Consider the following 23,692-nt stretch of genomic DNA (forward strand, 5'->3'; position numbering starts at 1 on the left):
GAAAAGAGCTCGTAACTTAATTTATTGATTACACAAAATATATGCAAAATCACGCATATACCTTTTAAAAAAGCTTTAAAAAATGGATAGACGAAGGGTGTCTATCCATTTTTTCTCACTTATCTGGGTTGATTTCTTTTAACAATGTTTCAATACGATTTCCATATTCAATGGACTCGTCGATAGCAAATGATAATTCTGGAGTCTTACGTAAACGAATTCTATGTCCAACTTCAGAACGAATAAACCCTTTTGCTTTTTCTAATGCATTTAATGTATTTTCTCTTTGTTTATGATCACCTAATACGGTTAAGTAGACCGTTGCTTGCTGTAAATCACCTGTTACTTGTACATCTGTTACTGTAACAAATCCTATACGTGGATCTTTTATTTTTCTGCCAATGATTTCACTAAGCTCTTTCTTCATTTGCTCACCGACACGATTTGCACGAAGGTTCATAAATAAAACACCTCACATTACAACCATTCGTAAATGGTATCTAATCTTTCCCATTCAGGAAAGGAATCTAAAAATCTCAAGGAATTTTCCAGTTCTCTTTCTGCGGAAAATTGCGTTGAAGATACAGTAACAATCGCAATCTTTGTACGTTGCCACATATCTTGATAATCAATTTCTGAAACAGAGACATTAAACTTTTGTTTTAATCGACTCATTGTCCTTTGTAGAACAGCTCGTTTTTCTTTTAACGAGCTTGTTTCAAAGATGCGGAATTCACATTCCACATAGCCTATCATGCACGCTCGACTTCTTCCATAATAAAGGCTTCAATGATATCTCCCTCTTTAATATCATTGTAATTTTTAATCGTAATACCACACTCATAGCCTTGGCTAACTTCTTTTGCATCATCTTTATAACGTTTTAGTGTATCAATTTCACCTTCAAAAATAACGACGCTGTTACGGATAATACGAATTCCACTATCACGTGTTATTTTTCCATCAGTTACATAGCATCCTGCAATTGTACCCACTTTTGATACTTTAAAGGTTTGACGTACTTCCACTTGTCCAATGATTTTTTCATGGAATTCTGGATCAAGCATACCTTTCATCGCAGATTCAATTTCCTCAATTGCCTTATAAATAATGCGATGTAAACGAATATCAACATTTTCTGCTTCCGCTGCACGTTTAGCATTTACATCTGGTCGTACATTGAAGCCAATAACAATTGCATTTGATGCTGCTGCAAGTGAAATATCAGATTCATTAATTCCACCAACTGCTGTGTGGATGATTCGAACATTCACACCTTCAACATCAATCTTTTGAAGGGAAGCTGCTAACGCTTCTACAGATCCTTGAACATCTGCTTTAATAATAATATTAATGTCCTTCATTTCGCCTTGTTTCATTTGCTCAAAAAGAGTATCTAGACTAACTCGAGCTGTCTCATTGCGTTGTGCTTGAAGAACTTGTTGCGCTCTTGCTTCACCCACTTGACGGGCAGTCTTCTCATCATCAAATACAACAAAACGGTCTCCTGCTTGAGGAACATCATTTAATCCAGTAATTTCTACTGGTGTAGATGGTCCAGCTTCTTTTACACGACGACCTAAATCATTTACCATCGCGCGCACACGCCCAAAGGTATGACCAACAACAATTGGATCTCCCACATGCAATGTACCATTTTGTACTAGTAGAGTCGCTACCGAACCACGCCCTTTATCAAGCTGTGCTTCGATCACAGTCCCAACAGCTTTTCGATTGGCATTTGCTTTATATTCCTCAACCTCAGATACAAGGAGAATCATTTCAAGCAAATTATCGATTCCTTCACCTGTTTTTGCTGAAATAGGAACAAAGATAGTATCTCCACCCCAATCCTCAGGAACAAGACCATGCTCTGTTAGTTCTTGCATTACACGATCAGGATTAGCTGATGGTTTATCCATCTTATTGACAGCTACGATAATTGGAACATTTGCTGCCTTCGCATGATTAATGGCTTCAACTGTTTGTGGCATAACACCATCATCTGCAGCCACAACTAATATAGTGATATCTGTAATTTGTGCCCCACGAGCACGCATAGTTGTAAATGCAGCATGTCCTGGTGTATCCAAGAAAGTAATTTTCTTCCCATTCACTTCAACTTGGTAAGCACCGATATGTTGAGTAATTCCACCTGCTTCACCAGCAGTAACCTTCGTATTACGAATAGAGTCTAATGTTGTTGTTTTACCATGGTCAACATGCCCCATTATTGTAACAACAGAAGGACGTTCTTCTAGTTCAACTTCATTATCTTCAGTGAAATACACTTCAAGATCTGTGGTATCAATTTGGATCTCTTCTTCCACTTCAACACCATAATCTGTAGCAATAAGTTCGATTGAATCTTTATCAAGCTCATTATTAATAGTTGCTACAACACCTAGCATGAATAGCTTTTTAATTAATTCTGATGGCTCTCTGTGGAGCTTTTTCGCAAGTTCTGCTACAGTTAAGGAACCACTAAATGTAATTTTACTTGGGAGTTCCTTTTTCTTAGGTGGTTGTGATTGTTGTTGCTGCGGTCTTTGTTTGTTCTTACTATTTTTATTATTTTTATATTGATTATTTTTTTGTTTTCCTTTATTTCCGTCGTTCTTATTTGACTTTACATCATTATTTTTTGGTTTATGTTTTGGTTGTGTAGTTTCATTCACGAGGCTCTCTTCAACTTCCATTTCTTTTTGTCTATTTTTTTTCTGGTCTTCCACTTTATTTTGATTCTTTTGATTAGAATTATGATTTGAATTAGATGCTTGTGTTTTATTATTTGAGCTTAACCATTCATCTAATTTATTAATAGCATTCCCATCAATCATTGACATATGATTAGATACTTCAACATTCATTTCTTTAAGCTTTGAAATGATTTCTTTACTAGATACATTTTTTTGTTTTGCATATTCATATATCCGAACTTTACTCATATGTTCACCCCCACCTATGATTCAGCCGAGCAATAATTCTAATTTTTTTGCAAAGCCATTATCCATCACAGCAACGACAACTCTTGCTTCTTTTCCAATCGCTGACCCGAGAGTTTCTCTTGAACTAATTCGTTTAATCGGGACCTGATAATACTGACATTTGTCTTGGATTTTTTTGGCTGTATTTTCTGATGCATCATTTGATAGAAGAACAAGCTTTGCATGTTTATTTTTTACTTCTTTTACAACAAGCTCCTCACCCGAAATAACCTTCCTTGCTCGATTCGCTAGCCCAAGTAGTGACATTGCTTTTTGTTCACTCATTAATTTAGAGATTCTCCCTTTCAACGAATCGGATTAATTCGTCATAGATTGAATCATCAATAGCTACTTCTAGATGGCTAGCCAATATGTTTTTTTTCTTGGCAAGTAGGATGGCATCTTTATCTTTAGACAAATATGCGCCTCTTCCTGATTTTTTTCCATTCGGATCAATTGATACTTCCCCATCTTTAGAACGAACAATTCGTATCATTTCTTTTTTAGGTTTCATTTCGCCTGTTGCAACACATTTTCTTAAAGGAATTTTCCTTTTTGTAGCCATTTAGATCGCCTCCTATTCGAAATCATCCTCATCTATTTCGAATGTATCATCTAGCTGATCTTCATTACTGAATAAATTATCTTCTCTTGGATATATCCCTAACTCGCGAGCTTCAGATTCACTTTTGATATCAATTTTCCATCCAGTCAATTTTGCTGCTAGACGGGCATTTTGACCACGTTTACCAATCGCAAGAGAAAGTTGATAATCAGGGACGATAACAGTTGTCGCTTTTTCTTCCTCATCAACAATCACTTCGAGAACCTTTGAAGGACTTAAAGCATTCGCAACAAACGTTACTGGATCATCAGACCATTCGACAATATCAATTTTTTCACCTTTTAATTCATTCACAATTGCCTGAACCCTTGCACCTTTAGGTCCAACACATGCACCAACAGGGTCTACATCAGCTTGATCAGTATAAACAGATATTTTCGAACGATCTCCAGCTTCACGTGCAACAGATCTAATTTCAACTGTGCCATCGTAAATTTCCGGAACTTCAATTTCAAATAGACGTTTTAATAGTCCAGGATGTGTCCGAGAAACAAAGATTTGTGGCCCTTTTGTTGTCTTTTCAACTTTCGTAATGTACACCTTGATACGGTCATGAGGACGATAAGACTCATTAGGCATTTGTTCACTTTGCGCAAGCAGTGCTTCAATTTTACCTAAATTCACGTAAATAAATCGAGGATCTTGTCTTTGAACGATTCCAGTCATAATATCATCTTCACGATCGATAAATTCACTGTATATGATGCCTCTTTCAGCTTCACGTACACGTTGGGTGACTACTTGTTTTGCTGTTTGTGCAGCAATTCTACCAAAGTCCTTTGGTGTTACTTCAATTTCTACAACATCTCCTACTTCATACGCAGGATTAATTTTTTGTGCATCCTCAACTGAGATTTCTAGTCGTGAATCAAAAACTTCGTCGACTACATCCTTCCTTGCAAATACACGCATCGTGCCGTTCCCTAAATTCAAGTCTGTACGAACGTTTTGCGCTTGATTAAAATTTCTTTTGTATGCTGACACTAGTGCAGCTTCGATGGCTTCTATGATAACATCGCGAGAAATTCCTTTCTCTTTTTCTAAAATAATTAGAGCATCCAAAAGTTCTGTGCTCATGGAAACGTCATCCCCCTCAAATATAAATAAAAAACTCTATGAGTTAATGTTGTTAATTCTAACGTAAATTCGTCAGAATGAGCTTTTGTAAATTAGATAAATATTAAAATACAATAGCTAGACGGGCTTTGGCCACTTTTTCAAAAGGTATTTCTACTTGTTTCGTTCTAGTTTTCACTTTCATTTCAAGTTTGACATGATCACCTGTAAATTCAAGTAGTTTTCCCTCAAATTCCTTCTCACCATCAATTGGCTCGTAGGTTTTAATATTTACATGCTTTCCTACAGCTTTTTCAAAATCCTTTTCCTTTTTCAAAGGGCGTTCAGCACCAGGAGAGGATACTTCCAGAAAGTAATTATTAGGGATTGGATCTAATTCGTCCAATTTTTCCCCAAGACGTTCACTTACTATCCCACATTCTTCAATATCGATTCCATTATCCTTATCTATAAATACGCGAAGAAACCAATTCTTTCCTTCCTTAACATATTCAATGTCAACAAGTTCAAGATCCATATCTAGAATGATTGGTGCAACGAGTTCTTCTACAACGTCCGTAACTTTGCTCATAAAAACCTCCTGATTAACAATTCGTAAATTTGATAAAAGTAAATTAATCATCATAGAAGCAAAATGGACAAATCCCTGAGTAAACCGTGTAATAAACACGAAAGAGTGGGTATGAAGCCCCACTCTTTCCAAGAGTTATCAGTAGTATTTCCAATAAAAATATACCATAACCAAAATTTATATGCAAATAGAAATGCGGAAGTGACTGGGTTAGACCCGACTAGCAAATGGGATAATCCGCTTTTTTGATTTCCCTAATGGGCGAACCTTCCTTTTTTATATTCCTATACACGTCTTGTTCAACGATTTATAGAATTTAGAACAATGACAGCTGATTTTGCTCTGGAAGTGATTCTAAGCAGCCATGTTTATCAAGGTATTCAATAATCGTCTTCGATACTTTTCCACGTTGTTGTAGATCCTCCTTGGAAAGGAATTCCCCATCCTCACGTGCTTTAACGATATTTAATGCCGCATTTGTTCCAAGCCCAGGAATAGCATTAAATGGTGGAATGAGAGAATTACCATCTATAACAAATTCACTTGCCTTTGATCGATAAAGATCAACTTTTTGGAAATTGAATCCTCTTTCGCACATTTCAAGACATAGCTCTAAAACAGTCAATAAACTTTTTTCTTTCGTCGATGCATCCAGCCCTTTTGCATTTATTTCTTCAATTTTTGAACGGATAGAAATTGATCCACGTACCATTGACTCTAAATCAAAATCTTCTGCTCTAACAGTAAAATATGCAGCATAGTATAAAAGTGGCAAATGTACTTTAAAGTACGCAATTCGTACTGCCATTAATACATATGCAGCAGCATGTGCCTTAGGGAACATGTATTTAATTTTCTTACAGGAATCAATATACCATTCTGGAACATTCTGATTGCGCATTTCTTCTTCCATTTCCGGTTGAAGACCCTTCCCTTTACGGACAGATTCCATGATTTTGAACGCTAACGACGGTTCCAAACCTTGATAGATTAAATAAACCATTATATCATCACGACACCCAATAACTTCTGGAAGTATACAAGTTCCATTTTGAATGAGCTCCTGTGCATTTCCTAACCATACATCCGTTCCATGTGAAAGCCCAGATATCTGAACCAATTCTGAGAATGTTGTTGGTTTAGTATCCTCAAGCATCTGCCGCACGAACCTCGTTCCGAACTCTGGTATTCCTAATGTACCTGTTTTACACATGATCTGCTCTTGAGTAACTCCTAATGAATCGGTATTGCTAAATATTTGCATAACCACAGGATCATCTGTTGGAATTGTTTTCGGATCGATTCCGCTTAAATCCTGCAGCATCCTTATCATCGTAGGATCATCGTGCCCCAGAATATCAAGCTTCAAGACATTATCATGAATCGAATGAAAGTCAAAATGGGTAGTTTTCCATTCCGATTCTCGATCATCTGCAGGGAATTGGATTGGAGTAAAATCATATACATCCATATAATCAGGAATAACAATAATCCCACCTGGATGCTGTCCTGTTGTTCTTTTTACCCCTGTACACCCTTGAACAAGGCGATCAACTTCAGCTCCACGTAACGTTAAGTTATTGTCTTGAGTATATCCTCTCACATAACCATAAGCAGTCTTTTCTGCAACCGTTCCAATCGTTCCAGCACGATATACATACTCCTCACCGAATAAAACTTTCGTATAATTATGAGCACGGGGTTGATATTCACCAGAGAAGTTTAGATCAATATCCGGTACTTTATCTCCTTTAAAACCAAGGAATGTTTCAAAGGGAATATCATGTCCGTCTTTTTTGTATTTTGCTCCGCAATTTGGACAATCCTTATCTGGTAAATCGAACCCAGACCCAACTGATCCATCATTGAAAAACTCAGATGTTTTGCATTTAGGACAGATATAATGTGGGGGTAACGGATTTACTTCTGTAATTTCGGTCATCGTTGCAACTAAAGATGAGCCAACAGATCCCCGTGAACCAACTAGATAACCATCATCCAATGATTTTTTTACAAGCTTATGCGAGATTAAATAAATTACAGCAAATCCATGTCCAATTATACTTTTTAATTCTTTTTCAAGTCTTGCCTCTACAATTTCCGGAAGTTCTTCACCATAAATACTTCTAGCCATTGTATAGCTCATATTTCGAACTTCTTCTTCTGCACCTTCAATTTTAGGTGTGTATAAATCATCTTTAATTGGTTTAATTTCATCTATCATATCTGCAATTTTATTGGTGTTAGTTACAACTATTTCTTTCGCCTTTTCCTCACCTAAGAAAGCAAATGCTTTTAGCATTTCATCCGTTGTTCGAAAATGAACATTTGGCAATTGGTGGCGATTCAGCGGATTTGCCCCTGCTTGGGAATTAATTAATATCTTTCGATAAATCTTATCTTCTGGATTTAAATAATGGACATTACCAGTTGCAACGACTGGTAAATTTAATTTTTCGCCAAGCTTTACGATGTTCATGATTATTTCTTCTAATGATTTCTCATCCTTAACAAGTTCCATTTCTATTAAATGGGCATAAACCTCTTTAGGATGCACTTCTAAATAATCATAGAATTTCGCTGTTTCTTCCACCTCATCAGGTGCCTTTTGCATCATTCCTTCAAATACTTCTCCTTTATCACAGGCGGAACCTACAAGTATACCTTCACGATATTTTTGTAATTGGGACCTTGGAATCCTTGGCACACGATAAAAATAATCTATATGAGCTAATGAAATAAGTTTAAATAAATTTTTTAACCCTTTCTCGGTTTGGGCTAGTAATGTGCAGTGAGAAGGACGAGCACGCTTATACGCACCACCTTTACCCATATAATCATTAAATTGATCATGGTATTCAATTCCTTGCTTACTGGCATCTTTTAATAATTTAATTAAAATATACCCTGTTGCTTCAGCATCATAAATCGCACGGTGATGCTGTGTTAATTCGATATCGAATTTTTTTGCTAATGTATTTAAACGATGGTTTTTAAATTCTGGATATAGCAATCTAGCAACTTCCAATGTATCAATAACTGGATTTGTGGCTTTTGGCAAACCAATCTTTTGATATCCGACATTGATAAACCCCATATCAAAGGAAGCATTATGGGCAACTAGAACATCATTTCCAGACCACTCTAGGAATTTTCGCAAAACAATGTCTACATCTGGTGCACTTTCAACCATATCATCCGTTATTCCTGTTAATTCAATGGTAGTGTTGGACAAACGATGGTGTGGGTTTGCAAAGGATTCAAAACGATCGATGATTTCCCCATTATGAATTTTGACGGCCGCAAGTTCAATAATGGTATCATAAACTGCAGATAACCCCGTAGTTTCAACGTCAAATACGACAAACGTATCATCACTTAACAGACGATGGGCATCATTATATGTTATCGGTACTCCATCATCAACTAAGTTTGCTTCTACCCCATATAATATCTTTATATCATTTTTCTTTCCCGCACCAAATGCCTCAGGGAACGATTGTGCCACTCCATGGTCTGTAATGGCAATAGCTTTATGCCCCCATTTTTTTGCTTGTTTAACTAAATCACTAACTGAAGTGACCGCATCCATTTGGCTCATCGGTGAATGAAGATGAAGTTCAACTCTTTTCTCATCATCTGGTGCTACATCTTGTCTTAATCTAGGTTTGATTTCATTTAAGTCATTGGCTATCATGACCAGGTCGCGAACGAATGTATCGTTTTGGATACTTCCGCGAGCACGAAGCCACATACCCTTTTTTACTTGATTAAGGATTTGTGCATCCTCTTTATCACGGGAAAACACTTTAACTAGGATAGAGCTCGTATAATCAGTGATTTTAAAGGTTAATAATGTTCTACCACTACGAAGTTCCTTTGTCTCAGCAAAAAAGACATAGCCTTCAATCGTAATTCTTCTTTCTTCATCAACGATTTCTTCCATTCTACGGAACGTATCATCATCCTTAATCGTCAAGCCAATCATCACTGGACCTTCCGGAGCACTAGCATCATTCGGTTCTGCATCCTTTTTCTGCATTTCCATGACAGCAAGCTTTGCTCGTTCTTCATCCTCTTTTTGTTTAGCCTCAATAAACTTCTTATATTCTTCATTTGATTCATTTTGCCCGATTTCAGAATCAATCATCATTAATGGAAATCCAAGATTTTGATAAATAGTTGAGATAATTTCCCCATATTTTTGCTTTAATGTTCTTGCCTCTGTATCGTTTCTTGCTTGTATGGTAAGTTTATTCCCTTTTAATTTTGGTACTTGTCCATTTAAAAGGGATAAAAGCATAGGTGAAATACCATCTAATTCTTTTACACAATAACTCCAGTAATCTAATACTTCTTTTTCAGAAATTTGTGTATCCATTACCCGTATGGAAAAATCCACTTGTGCAATATGATGGAACACATGTCTTAATTGTGTTGAAAAACGATAAAAAATTTCATACGGTAAAACGCGCTCTAATAAAAAATAAAAATGCCAACTTTTTTTATTTTTTTCAACTACTAGTTTCTCAATCTCAGCATTCGCAAACGATTGAACAACCATATTATCAGTCAAATTTAACTGCTGTAATAATACGCGAAATCTTTCTTTCCTGTCGGCGGGATTATTCGTCATATCTACCTCTCCCATCCATTTATTTTTATTTCTATTCCTTACACCAATTTGGTACTTACCTAATAATAAAAAAAGCCCTAACGAATTTCAATGTAAAACATTAAGGAAAATTTGCCTTTTAATTGATGTCAGAAGGATCAATTGCTCTTTATTACAGATTTAGTGGTTATTATGAAAGTTACAGCTAGCTCTTTTCCAAAGTAAAATGAAGAGGATTAGCGTTCTTCACCAGATATTTATTAGTAAAACTTTACCTAAATATATCAATGTTTGAGAAAAGAGCCTGTATAAAAATATTCCTTCTTAATACGTAATAAAAGCAATCGGTTTAATTTCCGATTGCTTTCAATTTTAAAGGAAGAATCTTTGTATATCATTCCATGTTACGATAATCATTAACAGCATGAGCAATGCAAAACCAATGAAATGCACCATACCTTCTTTTTGACGATCAATTGGTTTCCCTCTTAATGCCTCTACCCCGAAGAATAATAGTCTTCCACCATCAAGTGCAGGGATAGGTAGTAGATTCATGATTCCAAGATTAATGCTAAGGAGTGCTCCCCATTTCATTAAGTACAACACACCAGATTTAGCAACTACCTCTGTTGATTTGTAGATGCCAACAGGTCCTGAAAGCATGTCAATAGAGAATTGTCCAGTAACAAGTTTACCTAGCATACGGAATATCTCAATTGTCCATTGATAGGTTTGTTGAACACCATAAGTGGCTACCTTTAAAGGAGATTTTTCAACAGGATTTAGTACCCCAATTCTTCCTACTTCCTTTTCACCTTCTTTTTCTGCTTTCGGTGTTACGGCAATATCTTTTGTTTGATTATTACGTTCAATCGTGAACATTAATTCTTCACCTGGATGCTTTTGAATAACATCCACAATATCTTCCCAACTTGAAATTTCAGAGCCATCAATACTAATAACTGTGTCCCCAGTATGCAGTCCAGCCTGTTTGGCAGCACCATCATTTGTCAACTTGCCTAGTATTGGATCATTTGTGGGAACACCTTGAATGATCGCTAAAATGGTAAATATAACAATTGCCAAAACAAAATTCATCATCGGTCCGGCAAATATGGTCATCGCACGTTTTCCTAATGACTTTGAGGCAAATTGTCGATCCCACGGTGCTATTTGGGTTTCCACTTGATCCTCAACAATAACAGCTTCTTTCATAAGGGAGAAGGTTTTTAATGTTTCATCGTCCTCTTCCTCATATCCTTTAATGATTAGATCATGATCTAAATCAGCAGATTCTACCTCAATTAGTCGAATATTAGGATATCTGTTTTTACCGTTAAGAACAATTTTCTCCACTTGTTCCTTATCATTAAAAATCAATCCAACACGTTGACCAGCTTTCAAATCGAGCATTTCCTGATCTTCACCAGCCATACGCACATAGCCACCTATAGGTAGTAATCTTATCGTATAAAGGGTTTCATTCTTTTTAAATGACAAGATCTTCGGACCAAAGCCTATCGCAAATTCGCGACAAAGTATTCCCGCCCTTTTGGCAAAGTAAAAATGACCTGCTTCATGGAAGAAGACTAATGCGCCAAAAATAATTATAAACGCTATGACAGTAGTCAAATGTAAAACCACCTTTTTAGAAGAGTGTGTTTATATATACTCTTGTTTCTTGATCAATTTCTTTAATTGTATCCAAGTCAGGATGTTTAATCACATTATGCCTATCTAAAGCTCTTTCTATCAATTCATCAATTTGTAAAAAGGCAATTTTTTTATTTAAAAAGGCATTGACCGCAGCCTCATTAGCTGCATTTAAAACTGTAGGTAATGATCCGCCAGTCCTCCCTGCATCATATGCAAGTTTTAAGCAATGAAATCTCTTATAATCCATTTTTTCAAAATTTAGTTTACCAATGTCCTCTAAATTCAGTCTCTTTCCTGATGGTAAAGGAAGTCTGTTCGGATAGGATAATGCATATTGAATCGCAACTCGCATATCAGGCGAACCCAATTGTGCTTTTATACTTGTATCTTGGAATTCTACCATGGAATGAATGATACTCTCTCTATGCAATACTACATCAATTTTATCAAAAGGTATATCAAATAGCCAATGTGCTTCAATTACTTCCAATCCCTTATTCATCATTGTTGCTGAATCAATGGTAATTTTAGCACCCATTGACCAATTCGGATGATTTAATGCCTCTTCTACTGTGACCCCAATTAAATCCTCTCTAGTCTTGTCCCGAAAACTACCGCCAGAAGCGGTGATAATCAGGCGATCAATTTCGCTATCCTTCTCTCCTTGCAGACACTGAAATATTGCAGAATGCTCACTATCTACTGGAAGAATGCTTACACCATGTTGTTCCGCTGCAGACATAACTAAATGTCCAGCCGTTACAAGTGTTTCTTTATTTGCAAGTGCAATGGTTTTTCCCGCTTGGATGGCATGTAATGTTGGAAAAAGTCCGACACTCCCCATTACAGCATTAACTAAAATAGTTGCTTTCTCATAGATGGCTACTTCCAATAAGCCGTTTTGACCATATGAAAGGCGTATAGAATGTCCGTATTCCGCTTTTAATTTTTCATAGTCATCTTGATTTTGTACTGAAACTAATTCCGGTTTAAATTCAGAAATAATTTTTCTCGTTAATTCGATATTTTTACCGACTGTAATTGCAACTAAACAAAATTGTTCAGGATGATTTCGAATTACGTCTAATGTTTGAGTACCAATAGAACCTGTAGCACCCATTAAACTAATATATTTCATGTTTTCAACTCCTAATTTCTAAAACCGCTTGATTAATTACCAATAATATGAAGTATATGCAATAAAGGCCATACAAATAATAAACTATCAAAACGGTCTAAAATTCCGCCATGTCCAGGAAGGATTTTTCCTGAGTCCTTTACTCCATAGTGACGTTTATAGGCTGATTCAGCTAAATCTCCAATTTGTCCAAAAATCGCTAAAACAGCTGAAACGAATAATAACTTTCCTATAGATACATCAATGTTTGAGAAAAAGTGAAAGAGAATGCCCACAACAACGGCACATACAACCCCACCTACAGCACCCTCAATAGTTTTATTTGGACTAATTTCTGGCCAGAGTTTCCTTTTCCCCATAGAACGACCAATAAAATAGGCACCCGAATCTGTTGCCCAAATAATAAATAAGGAATAGAGAATATATGTAAGACCGCCAGTTTCTCTTGTTTCAATAAAATAATAGATCCCCATTCCTACATAAAGTACTGTTAGTAATAAAAAGGAGATATCATCAAACGTGGTTTTATTTTTTGTTATAACGGTAATAACAAGAAATAAAAGTATGGCAATAAAGATATATTCCAGTTTTGAATAGCCTAAATTCTCTATTACATTAATATATTGTTTTGGTATTAGAATAATCCATAATAATAAAACAGAAATAATTCCTTGAAATGAAACGATAGAAATTTTTCTCATTCTTAATAGCTCATAAATAGCTACTGTTCCCATTAAATAAGAAAGGATAATAAATGGGATGTTTCCATAAATAACGATTGGTATAAATATAGCTGCAGCAATCACTGCCGTAATTATTCTTTGTTTCACTGTTCTTTTCCCTCACTTTGTATGCCGCCGTAACGTCTTGATCTCCGTTGATATTCTTCGATTGCTTCTAGAAGGTCCTCTTCACTAAAATCCGGCCATAATACATCTGTAAACACAAATTCGGTATATGCAAGTTGCCAAAGCATAAAGTTACTTAGACGTATTTCGCCACTAGTCCGGATTAATAAATCAGGATCCTGTAAATTTTTAGACATTAGATAGTGGGATATTGTTTCCTCTGTTAAATCCTCAGTACTGATTTGACCGTTTTTTGCATCTTGTAAAATATTCTGTACTGCATTGACAATTTCATCCCTACCACCGTAATTTAAAGCAAAGTTCAATATAAGTCCACTGTTATTACAAGTGTCATCCATCGCTTTTTGTACGGCTTTCATCGTATGTACAGGTAATTTATCTTTATGCCCCATCATTTCTACTTTCACATTTTCTTCAATCAATTCAGGTAGAAAGGCACTAAGAAATTCTTGTGGAAGCTTCATTAAATAATCTACTTCCATTTTTGGGCGAATCCAATTTTCAGTAGAAAACGCATAAAGAGTTAATACCTCAATACCGAGCTTGTTTGCTAGACGTGTAATTGGTTTTACTTTTTGCATTCCTTCATGATGCCCTGCAACTCGAGGAAGTCCTCTTTTTTTGGCCCATCTCCCATTCCCATCCATAATAATCGCTATATGCTTGGGAAGTTCTTGCTTTTGTATATGCTGAATTCTTTCTTCAATACTTTGTGTTCCTTTGGAAGTTTTTTGTAACTTCATTTTCTTTAACATAACTTGCCCTCCACTGGAATACTGCACTTAATAAATCTATAACATATAATATGATATCAAAAAATCGGATGAATATCTTTATTTACAAAAAATATGTTTTAAATGTGATTTCTATTATAGATAAAATTAATATATTTGTGTAGTTTTTCCATCCATTTTTTCAAAGTACAAATTGTCCCGTGTAGTTTAAATCCCTTGTATCAGTGAAAGGATGGAAGGTACAGCTTCTACCTATAAAATTTGTCATCACTTAATCAAAATAGCAGCAATGTTTGAGAAATGAGCTACTAAAACAAATCAAGTAGTCTTTCATTTAAAAAAAGCTCTCGATTTCGAGAGCTTTTCGTTATACTTCTAATATATCTTGTTCTTTTGATTTAGTCAGTTCGTCTACTTTATTAATATACTCGTCTGTTAATTTTTGAACATCATCGGAATAACCTCTTAGATCATCTTCAGAAATTTCACCGTTTTTCTCTAATTTCTTCAAATCATCATTCGCATCACGACGAATATTTCTAATTGCTACTTTTGCTGATTCTGCCTCTTTTTTCACTTGCTTCACTAATTCTTTACGACGCTCCTCTGTTAATGGAGGAATTGCAAGACGAATTAATGTGCCATCACTATTCGGTGTTAGACCTAAATCAGATTTTAAGATAGCTTTTTCAACATCTGATACAATAGTCTTGTCATACGGTTGGATAACAAGTAATCTTGCCTCTGGTACAGATACCGAAGCTAATTGGTTAACTGGTGTTGGTGCTCCATAATAGTCAACAACAATTCTATCTAATAATGATGCACTTGCTCTTCCAGCCCTAATTGAGCTTAGCTCACGCGTATATGCTTGAATCGCCTTAGTCATTTTTTCCTTTGTATTTGCAATTACTTGTTTCGGCATTATTCCTTCCCCCTTACAATAGTACCAATATTTTCACCCATTATAACACGTTTGATATTCCCCTTCTCCATAATTGAAAAAACAATTAATGGAATATCATTATCCATACATAATGATGAAGCAGTAGAATCCATTACGGCTAAGCCATTTTTAATTACATCTAGATAAGTTAATTCATCGTATTTAATTGCATTTTTATCTAATTTTGGATCAGCAGAATATACACCATCTACATTGTTTTTAGCCATTAATATGACTTCTGCCTCAATTTCTGCCGCCCTAAGTGCTGCTGTTGTATCTGTAGAGAAATACGGGTTCCCTGTACCTGCTGCAAATATGACAACACGTTTCTTTTCAAGATGTCTAATGGCGCGTCTACGAATATATGGCTCGGCCACCTGACGCATATCTATAGATGTTTGAACACGAGTTTCGATTCCATTTTGTTCTAAACTGTCTTGAAGTGCTAAAGAATTCATAACCGTAGCCAACATGCCCATATAATCAGCTGTAGCGCGATCCATTCCCATCTCGCTGCCGATTTTGCCACGCCAAATATTCCCGCCACCTACAACAACAGCAACTTCAACACCAAGTTCTGCTAATTCTTTTACTTGTTCTGCCACTGATTTAATAACTGAGGGATTGATACCAAACCCTTGTTCACCAGCTAATGCTTCACCACTTAATTTTAAAACTACACGTTTATATTTTGGGGTGCTCATTTATGGACCTCCAATTGGTTTAGAGTATGTAAATTTTCATCGATGATATCTTTTATGTTATTAATGCAATGATTTCCATGCAATAATAATAAAAGCTTGGTACTCTTTTCTTGATTTTATACTTGATTAGTCAAAATTATCAATTGTAATTTATGTACAATGTCAATTAGAAAAGAACCTTCTCTAAAAATAGGGAACACAGAGTGTTCCCCATCATTAAAGCTTATTTCTTTACTTGACTCATTACTTCTTCAGCGAAATTATCTTGACGCTTTTCAATACCTTCTCCAACTTCGTAACGAGTTAAATCAGTAATTGTAGCACCGTGTGATTTAACAAATTGACCAACTTTTTGATCTGGGTTTTTTACGAATGCTTGGTCAATAATACAAATTTCTTCGAAGTATTTGCTTAAGCGGCCTTCAACCATTTTAGCAACGATATTTTCAGGTTTTCCTTCATTTAATGCTTGTTGAGTAAGAACTTCACGTTCATGGTCAACTTCTTCTTGAGATACTTGATCACGAGAAATATATTTAGGATTCAATGCAGCTGCATGCATAGCAACATCCTTCGCAACAGCTTGATCAGTTGTTCCTTCTAATACTGCTAATACACCAATACGGCCACCCATGTGTAGGTACTCACCAAATGCTGCATTATCAGATTTTGTTTTTACTTCGAAACGACGTAGCGTGATTTTTTCACCAATTTTTGCAATAGCAGCATTGATTGTTTCAAGTACAGTACTACCATTTTCCATTTTTTGTTCTAATGCTTCTTCAACAGTAGCTGGGCTATTTTTCAATAAATGAGAAGCTAGTTCTTTAACAAGATTCATAAATCCTTCATTTTTTGCAACGAAATCAGTTTCAGAGTTTACTTCTAAGATAACTGCTTTATTTCCTTCACTTAAAATGAAAGTTGTACCTTCTGCAGCGATACGATCTGCTTTCTTTGCAGCTTTAGCAATCCCTTTTTCACGAAGATAGTCGATTGCTTTATCCATATCACCATTTGTTTCTGTTAATGCTTTTTTACAGTCCATCATACCGGCGCCTGTTTTTTCGCGTAATTCTTTTACCATTTGTGCAGTAACTGCCATGGGAAGTCCTCCTTTATTGTATGTAAATATATATTAGTTATATGTTCACTCACTCTTTAAAAAAAGGTGATAAGGTTGAAACCTTCTTATCACCTTTTTTCATACATTTTTCCACAAAAGTAGATAATTTTATTCAGCAACTTCAGCTGGTGCTTGTTCAGGTGCAGATGTTTCTTCAGCTTCACCTTGTTTCACTTCTACAATTGCATCTGCAATTTTACCAGTTAATAATTTAACCGCACGAATTGCATCATCATTAGCTGGAATTACATAGTCGATTTCATCTGGATCACAGTTTGTATCAACAATACCTACGATAGGAATGTTTAATTTACGAGCTTCTGCAACTGCAATACGCTCTTTACGAGGATCAATGATGAATAATGCATCTGGTAATTTCTTCATATCTTTAATTCCGCCTAAGAATTTAACTAGACGTTCATGTTCTTTTTTAAGTTGAACAACTTCTTTTTTAGGAAGAACTTCGAATGTTCCATCTTCTTCCATCTTTTCGATTGCTTTTAAACGTTCAATACGTTTTTGGATTGTTTCAAAGTTTGTTAATGTACCACCTAACCAACGGTGATTAACATAGTACATACCAACGCGTTCTGCTTCTTCTTTTACAGATTCTTGAGCTTGTTTCTTTGTACCAACGAAAAGAATATTACCACCGTCAGCAGCAAGCTCTCTAACAAAGTTGTATGCTTCTTCAACCTTTTTCACTGTTTTTTGAAGATCGATGATATAAATGCCGTTACGCTCAGTGAAAATATATTTTTTCATTTTTGGGTTCCAACGGCGAGTTTGGTGTCCGAAATGTACACCAGCTTCTAGTAATTGTTTCATAGAAATTACTGACATTTTATTTCCTCCTAATGGTTTTGTTTTCCTCCGCTCCATTCATTTTTAAATAAAGACTATTTTTTTCAATAGCACCCTTCATTTAAATCCTGAAGCGTGTGTATTAACACCAAAAATTAATATAGCATAAAACTGTCTATCAATCAAGATTATCTGTAGCTTTTTTATAGAATTTCAACATTAATTCAATTTCCGTTATTCCTTTGTTTAATTTTTTTGCGATTTCTTCATTAGTTAAACCCTCTTTTTTAAGAGAGACAACTCGTTCCTGAACTGTTTTCGGTTCAGCTTCCTTTGCTTCAAGGTTTGTTACTATACTACTAGGTTCCACTCTATTTTGATAGGACTTAACTGCAGTCAAATGCTTATATGAATGTGGAGTGATGCCCTTATTATCAATTTTTTGTTTTTCCTCAGAAGTTTCGATATTGAAAGTCTCATTAACTTCACTGACTTCCGTTTTTTCTTTTTGACTTTGATTTTCCTGAAGATGTTTTATGTTATCGATAAACTGATTATTTTCCTCTTTTAATTCTTCGATGTAAGCTGAAAATAAATCTTCCATTTCCTTCATAGCGTGTTTTTGTGTGTGGTCCAAAGCAGTTATGCGATTTTGGCGTAAGTAAAGAATAATAACCGCAAAAATTGTAATTATGTTTAAAATAATAGAAAAAAATAACATCATGTTTGTCATGATAAATCCCTACCCGCTAAAATCAATATTATTTCCTTTGTATGGATGTTGCTGTTCTTGATCCTTTTGTTTGTTTTGTTTCTTTCTTTCATGATCAAGTTCATCATGATCGTTTTGTTTCCTTTTTAGGTGCACACGATCTTTTTGTTCATTCTTCATCACTTGTTTGCGCTTTTGTTGTAGTTCTTTTTCCATTTGGTTTAGAGCATGGTCGTTCAGCAACTGTCCCTCTTGATGTAGTTGCTGAACCTGTTTTCCGACATCAATACTTTTAGGTAAGGCAATTTGCATTTCAATTGATTTTAATTCCATGCAAGAGAAGCCTCCTTGAGAATATTATAGTTGTTTCTCTAAAATATTTTTTAGCTTAAACAATGCTTTGGAATGTATTTGTGATATTCTCGATGTGGATAAACCCATTATTTCACCGATTTCAGTCAGTGTTAATTCTTCATGATAAAAAAGGCTTAATACAAGCTGTTCTTTTTCAGATAATTGAGTAATAACCTTTGATAACTCTTTAATTTGCTCACCTTTTACTAATAATTCTTCTGGATTAGGTGCTTTTTCATCCTTTAGAATAAACCCTTGCATTTCACTGTCATCCATTTCGTTTACATGCTCATCCATTGATAAGACATTAGCAAAAAAATGCTCATTTACCGTTTGACAAACTTCTTCTTCCGTCAATCCCATATGATTAGCTATTTCCTCAGCAGTAACTGGTCTCATATATTCTTGTTCAAGCAATTCGGTAGCCATTTCTATCTTTTTTGCCCGTTCCCTCGTCCCTCTTGGTAACCAGTCTTCTTTTCTAAGTCCATCAAGAATAGCACCACGAATTCGAAAGGATGCATAAGTATCAAATTTAAGATCACGTGTAGCATCAAACTTGTTTAATGCGTCTAGCAATCCTAACATCCCGAGACTTTTCAAATCATCCTTTGAAACGCTTCGAGGAAGGCCAACCGCAATCCTATGTACATGATATTGAACAAGTGGCAGATATTTTTTCACTAAAACATCACCTGCATGTGTATCACGCGAATGTAACCAAAGATCCCAGTATTTTTTTTCTTCAGTAGCTTCTTTGTATAACATTGTTCTCCCTCCTCGAGTTTCTTTTATTTCATAATGGAGCCGATTCTTATCTTTAGCAATTATCAAGAAGACAATAGAAATCTACTTATAAATGATCAAAAAAAAGGCTGTTTTCGTATGGTTTTTGCTTTTTACACCTAATAAAGAATATTGGTTCTCTTTAAGTTTGTAGTTCTTTTCTCAAAGGAATGAAGGACTCGTCGATCTTCAACCTATTTTTATTAGTTAAAACATTATCTAATAGCAACTATGTTTGAGAAAAGAACAAAAAAAACAATTTGGAATAATTCCAATAGCCTTTTGCAAATATCATCCTTTTTTCATACGTTTATATATTAAATATCTTTTGTACCTTTATTAACTGTTCTAATTTGCAATAAACAGGTAGATGGATCGAATTCAATCGTCCGCCCACTATTACCACCAGTATCCTCAGCAACAATACGAATATTTTCCTTTAATAACGCCAGTTTTACTGCTTCAACGTTTCTTGGACCAATTCTCATCATCTCATTCTGAGAAGAAAAGGAGAACATTTCTGCACCACCAGCTATTTTCGCTTTTAATTTATGCGCTCTAGAACCTTCCATTACTAGTTTTGATAAAAGCTCTTTTATTGCTGTATCAGCAAATTTTGCTTTATTTATAGTTGTAGGATCCTTTGCAATGCTTGAATCTGGTAACATCACATGAGCTAATCCAGCTAAACGTTGGGATTCATCATATAGGATGACACCGACACATGACCCTAAACCTGTTGTACGAATCGTGTATGGGGATCGAACAATATTTAAATCAGCAATCCCAACTTTAATGACGGTCTCCATTGTTATTCCACTCCCAGCGCTTTAAAAATAATTTGGAAAGAATCTGGATTTGGGAGTAGAAAAAAGTGCCCATTTACACTTGACAATGTATCTGCTTCATATAGGGCCGTATCTATGACAATGGCATAATCACTTACTTGTGATACCTCTAATAATCCATAACTAATAATTGCTCCAAACATGTCAACACTAAGAGCAGGTACAGAAGGATATAAGTCTAAATTTGTAAAGTCTGATAATGCAGTTAAATAAGATCCTGCCATAATATTTCCAAGCTCGTGAGCAGCTGAAATTCCTAAATCATTTTGGAAATCTGCAAGAAATGAAAAAGATTGATCACCGGTCATTTTTCTAATAAACCGTTCACCTTGCTCAATAGGGAGGATAAAAAACATATTTCCATTTGCATCCCCTTCAATCTTTAAAAAGACACTAACAACTACATTTTCCGATCCACCAGCAAGCTCCGTTATTTCATGAAAAGGTACAATTCGCACATTTGGAACATTCATTTCAATTTTCTTATTAAGAAGGGTAGAAAGAGCAGTTGCGGCATTCCCTGCTCCAATATTCCCTATCTCTTTCAAAATATCCAAATGAATCGTTGTAAACCCATTATCTATAGACATCAATATTTCTCCTATTTAAGTGGACTAAGCACTTGTTCTAAATTTATTAACAATAATAAGCGTTTGTCCACTTTGGCAACACCAGAAATAAATTCTGCTTTTGCCATGTCAACTATATCTGGTTGTGGTTCAATAATATCTTTTGGTATATCAATCACATCATTGGCCGCATCTACTAATAATCCAACTTCCATTGTTTCCATTTGAACAATAATGATCCTTGTGTCATCATTAGGTAATATTTTTCCAATTCCAAATCTCTTTTGTAAATCAATAATTGGCAATACGATCCCACGTAAATTTATAACACCTTTTACAAAGCTTTCAGTACGAGGAACCCTTGTAATATGTAATACTTTTTCAATCGCACGTACTTGCTGAACAGGAATAGCATATTCTTTATCTAATAAGCGAAATACGATTAACTTCACATTTTCAGTTGCAATGACATCTGTCATTTTTCCCACTCCAATCTTTCCTCCAAGGTAGATAAAATTCCTTTTATTTTATCAATGCATTACAATCAATAATTAACGCTACTTGTCCGTCACCAAGGATCGTTGCACCTGAAATGGCAAAAACATTAGTTAAGTAATTTCCTAATGACTTCAACACAATTTCCTGTTGACCAATGAACGAATCAACGACTAAAGCAGCCATTTTATTCCCTTTTCTAACAATAACTACTGAATGATACTCATCTTCATCCGATGTATTCGGAACACTAAAGACATCCTTAAGAAATACTAATGGAACGATATTTCCTCTAAAGTCAATGACCTTTTGATTATGTGCATTTAAAATATCAGTTTGTTTTATGATGGCTGTTTCTATAATTGATGAAAGTGGAACGGCATATTTTTCGTCACCAACTTCTACCAACATAACTGAAATAATTGATAATGTTAATGGCAGTTGAATAATGAATACGGATCCATCGCCTTCAGATGAATCGATATTGATCGTTCCACCTAAGGATTCGATCGTTGCTTTAACTACATCTAATCCAACACCTCTACCAGAAATATCAGAGATCGTTTCAGCAGTAGAAAATCCAGATGCTAGAATTAATTCGAACACTTGTTTATCAGTTAGCGCAGCAGCTTCTTCTTCAGACAGAATTCCTTTTGATAAGGCTTTATTTAACACTTTTTCACGATTGATTCCAGCACCATCATCTTCTATTTCAATAAATACATGATTTCCACTATGATATGCTTTTAATTTAATCGTTCCTTCTTCAGGTTTTCCTTGTTGTATACGTTTTTCGGGCATTTCAATTCCATGATCGATAGCATTTCGCAATAAGTGTACAAGTGGGTCACCTATTTCATCAATTACTGTACGATCTAGTTCCGTTTCAGCACCAATAACCTCTAAATTGATCTTTTTATTTAAATCTCGTGCAAGCTGTCTCACCATTCTAGGGAATCGATTAAAGACAGTTTCAACTGGAACCATTCTCATATTCAGGATAATATTTTGAAGATCACTTGAAATACGTGTCATTCTTTCCACTGTCTCATCTAGCTCTGAATGCTTTAATTCCTTCGATATCTGCTCTAATCTACCACGATCGATAACTAGCTCTTCAAAAAGATTCATTAAAATATCTAATCTTTCTATATTCACCCGTATCGTTTTGTTATGATTTGCGGAATTAGTAGATGACTGCTTTTCTTCTCCCTTTTTCTGAGGAGTTTTTTCTTTTACCTTGTTAATAGGTTGATTTGTTTGCTCTTCCTTAAGTTCTTGCACTGTCTTACCATGGAATCGCTCGACATCTTTTATTTCTACTATTTGGACATTTTCAATTTCAGAAACCTTCATCACTTTCTTTTTAATTTCATCAGCTGACTCTTGTGTAATTAAAGTAACTGTAAATTCACTATCAAATTGTTCTGCCTCTAATTGATCAACAGACGGAGTGGAATTAATAATTTCACCCGATTTTTCTAGAACTTCAAAAGTCATAAATACTCGTGCAGCTTTCAATAGGCAGTCACTTCTTAATGAAATTGACAATTCTAAACAATTGAAACCTTGTTCAAGTGATTGCTTAATAATGGTTTGCTCATATTGATCATAACTATTTTTTAGGTCTTCCTTAACAACTTCTACTGTAGCAGCAACTTCCTGTTGTGCTGATGATTGAATGATAGGTGATTCTCCTGTTTCGATGATATGGAGCTTCTCAATTACTTCTGTTACATCTTTTTTTCCATCACCACCACTGGCAATCGATTCAACCATCGTTTCAAGATCATCAACTGCTAAAAAGACAACGTCTAAAATTTCTGGAGATACAGAAATTTTTTCATTACGAATTGCATCAAGAACGTTCTCCATCTTGTGGGTTAAGTTGGCTAAATCTTCAAACCCCATTGTTGCAGACATTCCCTTTAAAGTGTGTGCTGAACGAAAAATTTCATTGACAATAGATAAATCATGCGGATTTTTTTCCAATAGTAATAACTGTTCATTACAGGATTGTAAATGTTCCTTACTTTCCTCGATAAAAATCTCTAAATATTGACCCATTTCCATGTG

At 35.2% G+C, this 23,692-nt stretch carries 23 protein-coding genes; all 23 read right to left on the reverse strand.

Annotated elements, in window-relative coordinates:
• Positions 1–115: 115 nt before the first annotated feature.
• Complete coding sequence (gene rbfA / locus I5818_RS15575; RefSeq protein WP_058002692.1) at positions 116–460, reverse strand: 30S ribosome-binding factor RbfA; 345 nt, start codon at positions 458–460, stop codon at positions 116–118.
• A gap of 17 nt (positions 461–477) precedes the next feature.
• Positions 478–756 carry a DUF503 domain-containing protein gene (locus I5818_RS15580; RefSeq protein WP_058002691.1) on the reverse strand — a complete coding sequence of 93 codons (279 nt, stop codon included), beginning with the start codon at positions 754–756 and terminating at the stop codon, positions 478–480.
• Entirely contained in the window at positions 753–2,948 is a 2,196-nt protein-coding gene (gene infB, locus I5818_RS15585) for a translation initiation factor IF-2 (RefSeq protein ID WP_078109081.1), read from the reverse strand. Before infB ends, I5818_RS15580 begins: the two co-directional genes overlap by 4 nt.
• 21 nt (positions 2,949–2,969) lie before the next feature.
• Positions 2,970–3,272 carry a YlxQ family RNA-binding protein gene (locus tag I5818_RS15590; protein WP_058002689.1) on the reverse strand — a complete coding sequence of 101 codons (303 nt, stop codon included), beginning with the start codon at positions 3,270–3,272 and terminating at the stop codon, positions 2,970–2,972.
• Positions 3,273–3,276: 4 nt separating this feature from the next.
• Entirely contained in the window at positions 3,277–3,552 is a 276-nt protein-coding gene (gene rnpM, locus I5818_RS15595; protein WP_058002688.1) for an RNase P modulator RnpM, read from the reverse strand.
• 12 nt (positions 3,553–3,564) lie between these two features.
• Positions 3,565–4,689: a transcription termination factor NusA gene (gene nusA / locus I5818_RS15600; RefSeq protein ID WP_071976696.1), complete on the reverse strand. Its 1,125-nt coding sequence runs from the start codon at positions 4,687–4,689 to the stop codon at positions 3,565–3,567.
• A gap of 103 nt (positions 4,690–4,792) precedes the next feature.
• Complete coding sequence (rimP, locus tag I5818_RS15605) at positions 4,793–5,260, reverse strand: ribosome maturation factor RimP (RefSeq protein WP_058002686.1); 468 nt, start codon at positions 5,258–5,260, stop codon at positions 4,793–4,795.
• A gap of 316 nt (positions 5,261–5,576) precedes the next feature.
• Positions 5,577–9,896, reverse strand: coding sequence for a PolC-type DNA polymerase III (locus tag I5818_RS15610; protein WP_078109080.1), 4,320 nt, complete (start codon positions 9,894–9,896; stop codon positions 5,577–5,579).
• 351 nt (positions 9,897–10,247) lie between these two features.
• On the reverse strand, positions 10,248–11,507 hold the full coding sequence (gene rseP / locus I5818_RS15615; RefSeq protein ID WP_078109079.1) for an RIP metalloprotease RseP: 1,260 nt from the start codon (positions 11,505–11,507) through the stop codon (positions 10,248–10,250).
• A 16-nt stretch (positions 11,508–11,523) separates the two neighbouring features.
• Positions 11,524–12,669, reverse strand: a complete 1,146-nt coding sequence (gene dxr, locus I5818_RS15620; RefSeq protein ID WP_078109078.1) for a 1-deoxy-D-xylulose-5-phosphate reductoisomerase — start codon at positions 12,667–12,669, stop codon at positions 11,524–11,526.
• Positions 12,670–12,701: 32 nt separating this feature from the next.
• On the reverse strand, positions 12,702–13,499 hold the full coding sequence (locus tag I5818_RS15625; protein WP_058002682.1) for a phosphatidate cytidylyltransferase: 798 nt from the start codon (positions 13,497–13,499) through the stop codon (positions 12,702–12,704).
• Complete coding sequence (locus tag I5818_RS15630) at positions 13,496–14,293, reverse strand: undecaprenyl pyrophosphate synthase (RefSeq protein ID WP_058002681.1); 798 nt, start codon at positions 14,291–14,293, stop codon at positions 13,496–13,498. The genes I5818_RS15625 and I5818_RS15630 overlap by 4 nt, the downstream gene beginning before the upstream one ends.
• A gap of 346 nt (positions 14,294–14,639) precedes the next feature.
• Entirely contained in the window at positions 14,640–15,197 is a 558-nt protein-coding gene (frr, locus tag I5818_RS15635) for a ribosome recycling factor (protein ID WP_078109077.1), read from the reverse strand.
• Positions 15,197–15,922: a UMP kinase gene (pyrH, locus tag I5818_RS15640; RefSeq protein ID WP_058002679.1), complete on the reverse strand. Its 726-nt coding sequence runs from the start codon at positions 15,920–15,922 to the stop codon at positions 15,197–15,199. Before pyrH ends, frr begins: the two co-directional genes overlap by 1 nt.
• Before the next feature lie 223 nt (positions 15,923–16,145).
• Complete coding sequence (tsf, locus tag I5818_RS15645) at positions 16,146–17,027, reverse strand: translation elongation factor Ts (protein WP_058002678.1); 882 nt, start codon at positions 17,025–17,027, stop codon at positions 16,146–16,148.
• A 129-nt stretch (positions 17,028–17,156) separates the two neighbouring features.
• Positions 17,157–17,891 (reverse strand): 30S ribosomal protein S2, encoded by a 735-nt coding sequence (gene rpsB / locus I5818_RS15650; RefSeq protein ID WP_058002677.1) that lies wholly within the window; start codon positions 17,889–17,891, stop codon positions 17,157–17,159.
• Between the two features lie 139 nt (positions 17,892–18,030).
• A complete protein-coding gene (locus tag I5818_RS15655) occupies positions 18,031–18,585 on the reverse strand; it encodes a hypothetical protein (RefSeq protein WP_078109076.1) in 555 nt (184 codons plus the stop codon).
• 9 nt (positions 18,586–18,594) lie between these two features.
• A complete protein-coding gene (locus tag I5818_RS15660; protein ID WP_078109075.1) occupies positions 18,595–18,897 on the reverse strand; it encodes a hypothetical protein in 303 nt (100 codons plus the stop codon).
• A gap of 24 nt (positions 18,898–18,921) precedes the next feature.
• Entirely contained in the window at positions 18,922–19,686 is a 765-nt protein-coding gene (locus I5818_RS15665) for a FliA/WhiG family RNA polymerase sigma factor (protein WP_078109074.1), read from the reverse strand.
• 335 nt (positions 19,687–20,021) lie between these two features.
• Entirely contained in the window at positions 20,022–20,513 is a 492-nt protein-coding gene (locus I5818_RS15670; RefSeq protein WP_078109073.1) for a chemotaxis protein CheD, read from the reverse strand.
• 2 nt (positions 20,514–20,515) lie between these two features.
• Positions 20,516–21,142 carry a chemotaxis protein CheC gene (locus I5818_RS15675; RefSeq protein ID WP_058002672.1) on the reverse strand — a complete coding sequence of 209 codons (627 nt, stop codon included), beginning with the start codon at positions 21,140–21,142 and terminating at the stop codon, positions 20,516–20,518.
• An 11-nt stretch (positions 21,143–21,153) separates the two neighbouring features.
• Positions 21,154–21,600: a chemotaxis protein CheW gene (locus tag I5818_RS15680; protein ID WP_078109093.1), complete on the reverse strand. Its 447-nt coding sequence runs from the start codon at positions 21,598–21,600 to the stop codon at positions 21,154–21,156.
• Positions 21,601–21,643: 43 nt separating this feature from the next.
• Positions 21,644–23,689: a chemotaxis protein CheA gene (locus I5818_RS15685; RefSeq protein WP_078109072.1), complete on the reverse strand. Its 2,046-nt coding sequence runs from the start codon at positions 23,687–23,689 to the stop codon at positions 21,644–21,646.
• Positions 23,690–23,692: the final 3 nt, after the last annotated feature.

It is taken from the genome of Heyndrickxia oleronia, from assembly GCF_017809215.1.
Lineage (GTDB): Bacteria > Bacillota > Bacilli > Bacillales > Bacillaceae_C > Heyndrickxia > Heyndrickxia oleronia.